We start from the raw sequence: 3,632 nt of genomic DNA, 5'->3' as shown, positions 1-3,632 counted from the left end.
TCATGAAGCTGATGAGCTGGTGCCGATTCTGCAAGACCTTAAGCGATTGGCACAAGCGGCGCAAAGCACTGGGAGATCGCTCTACATGTGGTACTCAATCTGAGCGCGTAAATCATCTGGCGCTATCGGCCACAACCAGTCGGTCGCTTCGTCAGGCAAACTTCGGCCACAACCGGACATTCATTTCCGGTCCTTCATTCAACACAACTTGAATTCATGCAGTCGATCAGAAAGTACTATCGAACGTACAACGAAAGTCACGAAGGGACTCCTGGCCTTTTCTATTGCGAAGTCAATGACGGCATGATCACTCGGATGATTAATAGCTTCGACCATGAGCTTTGGTGGGCAACCTCTATCGCTCATAACAATGAGCAGTATGACTTCACAAGCCATCCCGAATTTCCAGAGGCCGGCATAGAAAATCTGGAAAGGGACGCCGCCCTGACCGAACTGCCGCCCGAGGAGTTTGAGGACTTGTGGCGCCGTGCAACGCTGCAGGCGTGAGATCCATTCGAATCCAGCAATCGACCAAGACCAGTCATTTGCCCAAACTTGCAAAACGCGCCCTAGATTGGTGACCCGGCGAGGCCAACGTTTTACACGTGGGTTCCTACCAAAATCGCTTTCAAGATGTCCCCATCGGTCCTTGGCTCTTCAGTTGGTGCGGTAATCGGATTGCTGCTGTGCGTGTACGCTCTTCGTTCAGGGCGACGGCGCTTTGCCAAGGACGTAAGTGGGTCAATCACATACCCGCCCGCTGACTGGCGTGGAGCAATAAAGGGTACGTTCATACAGCTGGCGGTCCTCGTTTTCTTGCATTGGCTGCCCACCATGCTCAGTTGGACATACGCCTTGGTTCTGGAAAAGCCGTTTGCAATCGACGAGCAGCGCTTCGGACTCGTCCTTTTTGTGGCCCACGTGCTGACTGTGGCAGCAATTTCAACGGACCTGCTCGGCAACCTCTGGGCCACGTGGCACGCATCGCGTCGAGCCAAGATGAACTGACTCAGGTGCGAACCGCGGCAAAGTGCCAAGCCGTCCAGCGAAGCTGGCCATCATGAAACATTGACATTGAAGGAGTCGTATGCATCGAGCAACCGCACTGGTCTTGTGCTTGGTCGCAAGCGTTTCCGCGACGGCACAGCCATCGGACGAAAAAAAAGCGCAGTACGAGAGGGAACACGCAGAAGTAGTGAAGATGTTCCGGACCGAAACGGGTTTCGAGGAAATCGACCGAGGGGAAGTCCTTCAGTTCATCGACAACAAGCAAACGAGAGTTTTCTTGGTAACGAAGCCGGGCCATCCGGCGCACCCAGCCGTCGTTACTCGTCAGGCATTCGAGTACAAAGGACAGCTCTTTCTAAAGTCCAATGGCATGGGGCGAGGAGACCAGAACGCCCTAAAGATTTGGGTCGACTACTTGGACTCCGAGGCCAAGGCGGCAATTGATAAAAAGCGCGAAGAGGCCGTCAAGCCATGACGGTCCATTGCGTTGGCCGCAAACTCGAACGGCAGCTCTCGCGACGTGCGAGTGGCAGCAACGAGGGCGTTCACGATGGCGGCGCGACCGGCTACAGTCGGCCAGGAGCAACCATTCACTGCTGCGACAGAATCGAACTGAAAGCGATCATTGGAGGAAGGTGATGGAGTCATTCAGAGTCATGCACTGTGCGGTCGATGGGGAACTGCTGGAGAGTTCGACCTTGCACGAAGATGCACTGTCGAAAAAATGGCTCGCATACTGCGAAGCCCTCTTGGGCGGCGGACCAATCGTCGCCACCCACTTGGACGGTCCGTTGGTTTCCTGGAGCGTGGAGTGCGCAGCGGGAAAGTGCAACTTCAGCATTGGCGACCATGTTGTCTATGCTTGCGCGATTCTTCGCTCAGGCGCTGAGCTGCAGAACAAGCAGCTCCTGGATTCGCTTAGTTCACCCGTGTGGCAGAGTGTCCGGGCTCAAGCCTCCGATGAACGACCGCTTTTCATCGTCATAAACCTCTTTCCCGAGGAAGTTTCCAGCAAAGACAGCGAGGCCATGTTCCAGCTCGCATATCACTTCGCGGCGGCATATTTGAATTGGTTTGAGGACGACCACGCCGTCTCGTAGCCGGTAAGCTAAAGGCAGGATGCGGCCATTACCCGCCATTCGTTAGGTTGGAGAGAAGTCGGCCAGAATCTGACTTTCGCTGGGAACCCCTATAAGAAGGCGATTGGTGCAAGCGGTGGGTCACGGGAAGTTCCATGAAGGTTGTAATCCAAAACGGCGCATACCACGGTCTGGCCCGCCGTGAAGCAGAGGCAGTCATTCGACAGCTTCCTCTCGCATGGAGCAAGGATGTTCACCAGGTGCTTCTTGTGAGAGGAGACAGCTTGCGGACTTCTTTTTATCCCAAGCAGAACACGGTATGCCTCCACTCTCCGAGGGGCCCCCTATCGCCTGAGGACAAGTGCATCGCGGTCTCCCTTCTACTTGATGCTCTGGCCAAAGCAAGCGGCCACGAGCCGCCGGACGACCTCGAGCAGCGGTGTCACTCGGCAATTTCCCCTCCGTTTTAGATTGCTCGTGGTTATTGCTAGGCACAGCGGACTTCGGCCAAAACCGGTCGGTCGCCACAACGGGCAAAATTCGGCTGGTAGCTGACGCTCGCGAGGCAGATCGGTTCCCTACAACACATTGGAGCGTTCATTCATGTTTGAGCCATCGCTTCGCTGGGTCGGCGGCATCAATCCTCATCGCTTGGCCCTGATGCCGCGCCCACGTGGTGGCGAATGGCTTCGTGAAGAGGTCGAGGCATGGCGCGGTGCAAAAGTCGAGTGGGTCGTCTCTCTGCTCGAGTCTCACGAGGTTCGCGAACTGGAGCTCAAATCGGAACCCTCCCTGTGTGCCGAACGTGGCATTGGGTTCTGGTCCTTCCCCATTGCTGACCGCGGCACGCCAACATCAACACGCGAGCTGTCCGTCTTGCTCGATCAATTGCACTCCGAGATCCTTCAAGGCAAGGCGGTCGCCATTCATTGCCGCGCAGGTATCGGCCGCACCGGGTTGGTAGCTGGCTGCCTGCTTCACTTGCTTGGCGTGCCCGGCAAAGACATTTTTCGCGTGCTCAGCCGCTCTCGCGGCGTGGCGGTCCCTGACACTGCGGAGCAGGCCGAGTGGGTTGAGAGGTACGTCCGTGCACACCCCAAAGAGCTTTAGCCGTGTAACTGACATGCTCGGTTTAGTCGAGACAGTTATTCCCAGAAGATGGCGGGTTGCGGTTCTAGGCGGAGTTCCTGTTTGAACTCTGCCGGGGTCAAGTATTGCAGGCTGCTGTGGGGACGTACCTCGTTGTAGTGATTGCGCCAGGCTTCGATCAGGACAGCGGCTTCGCGGTGCGAACGGAACCACTCGATGGACAGACACTCGTCGCGGAACTTGCCGTTGAAGCTCTCGTCGGTGCCGTTCTGCCAAGGCTTGCCGGGATCGTTGAGCACGGTGGCAATGCCCGAGCCTGAGATCCACTCCAGGATGGCTTGGCTGACAAACTCCGGCCCGTTGTCCGAACGCATGAACAGCGGCGCACCATGCAAGCTCACCAAGCGCGAGAGCACCTCGATCACCCGCTTGGAGCGGATGGCCCCGGCCACATCG

The 3,632-nt window shown here is 56.8% G+C and carries 6 protein-coding genes; 5 read left to right on the top strand and 1 reads right to left on the bottom strand.

The window, feature by feature from the left end:
* Positions 1-216: 216 nt before the first annotated feature.
* The 5 genes from BMW87_RS34500 (at position 217) to BMW87_RS34485 (ending at position 3,197) form a co-directional block, all read left to right on the top strand.
* Positions 217-507, top strand: coding sequence for a hypothetical protein (locus BMW87_RS34500; RefSeq protein ID WP_093083083.1), 291 nt, complete (start codon positions 217-219; stop codon positions 505-507).
* Between the two features lie 327 nt (positions 508-834).
* On the top strand, positions 835-1,008 hold the full coding sequence (locus BMW87_RS35310; RefSeq protein WP_177192928.1) for a hypothetical protein: 174 nt from the start codon (positions 835-837) through the stop codon (positions 1,006-1,008).
* Between the two features lie 79 nt (positions 1,009-1,087).
* Positions 1,088-1,483 carry a hypothetical protein gene (locus tag BMW87_RS34495; protein ID WP_093083081.1) on the top strand — a complete coding sequence of 132 codons (396 nt, stop codon included), beginning with the start codon at positions 1,088-1,090 and terminating at the stop codon, positions 1,481-1,483.
* A gap of 223 nt (positions 1,484-1,706) precedes the next feature.
* Positions 1,707-2,108: a hypothetical protein gene (locus BMW87_RS34490; protein ID WP_143062676.1), complete on the top strand. Its 402-nt coding sequence runs from the start codon at positions 1,707-1,709 to the stop codon at positions 2,106-2,108.
* A 582-nt stretch (positions 2,109-2,690) separates the two neighbouring features.
* Positions 2,691-3,197 (top strand): phosphatase domain-containing protein, encoded by a 507-nt coding sequence (locus BMW87_RS34485; RefSeq protein WP_093083076.1) that lies wholly within the window; start codon positions 2,691-2,693, stop codon positions 3,195-3,197.
* 35 nt (positions 3,198-3,232) lie between these two features.
* On the opposite strand, the gene BMW87_RS34480 is transcribed toward BMW87_RS34485, so the two are convergent.
* Positions 3,233-3,632: integrase core domain-containing protein (locus tag BMW87_RS34480; RefSeq protein WP_143062675.1), on the bottom strand; the 400-nt coding region annotated here is incomplete at its 5' end.

The organism is Variovorax sp. OV084 (assembly GCF_900111625.1).
Classification (GTDB): domain Bacteria; phylum Pseudomonadota; class Gammaproteobacteria; order Burkholderiales; family Burkholderiaceae_C; genus Variovorax.
Note: the sequence above shows the minus strand (reverse complement) of the source record. Positions and strands in the feature narration are given on the sequence as shown.

Bases quoted from the DNA above. Each gene is read 5' to 3' on its own strand.
- BMW87_RS34500 (WP_093083083.1), top strand. From the start codon at position 217: ATGCAGTCGATCAGAAAGTACTATCGAACGTACAACGAAAGTCACGAA.
- BMW87_RS35310 (WP_177192928.1), top strand. From the start codon at position 835: ATGCTCAGTTGGACATACGCCTTGGTTCTGGAAAAGCCGTTTGCAATC.
- BMW87_RS34495 (WP_093083081.1), top strand. From the start codon at position 1,088: ATGCATCGAGCAACCGCACTGGTCTTGTGCTTGGTCGCAAGCGTTTCC.
- BMW87_RS34485 (WP_093083076.1), top strand. From the start codon at position 2,691: ATGTTTGAGCCATCGCTTCGCTGGGTCGGCGGCATCAATCCTCATCGC.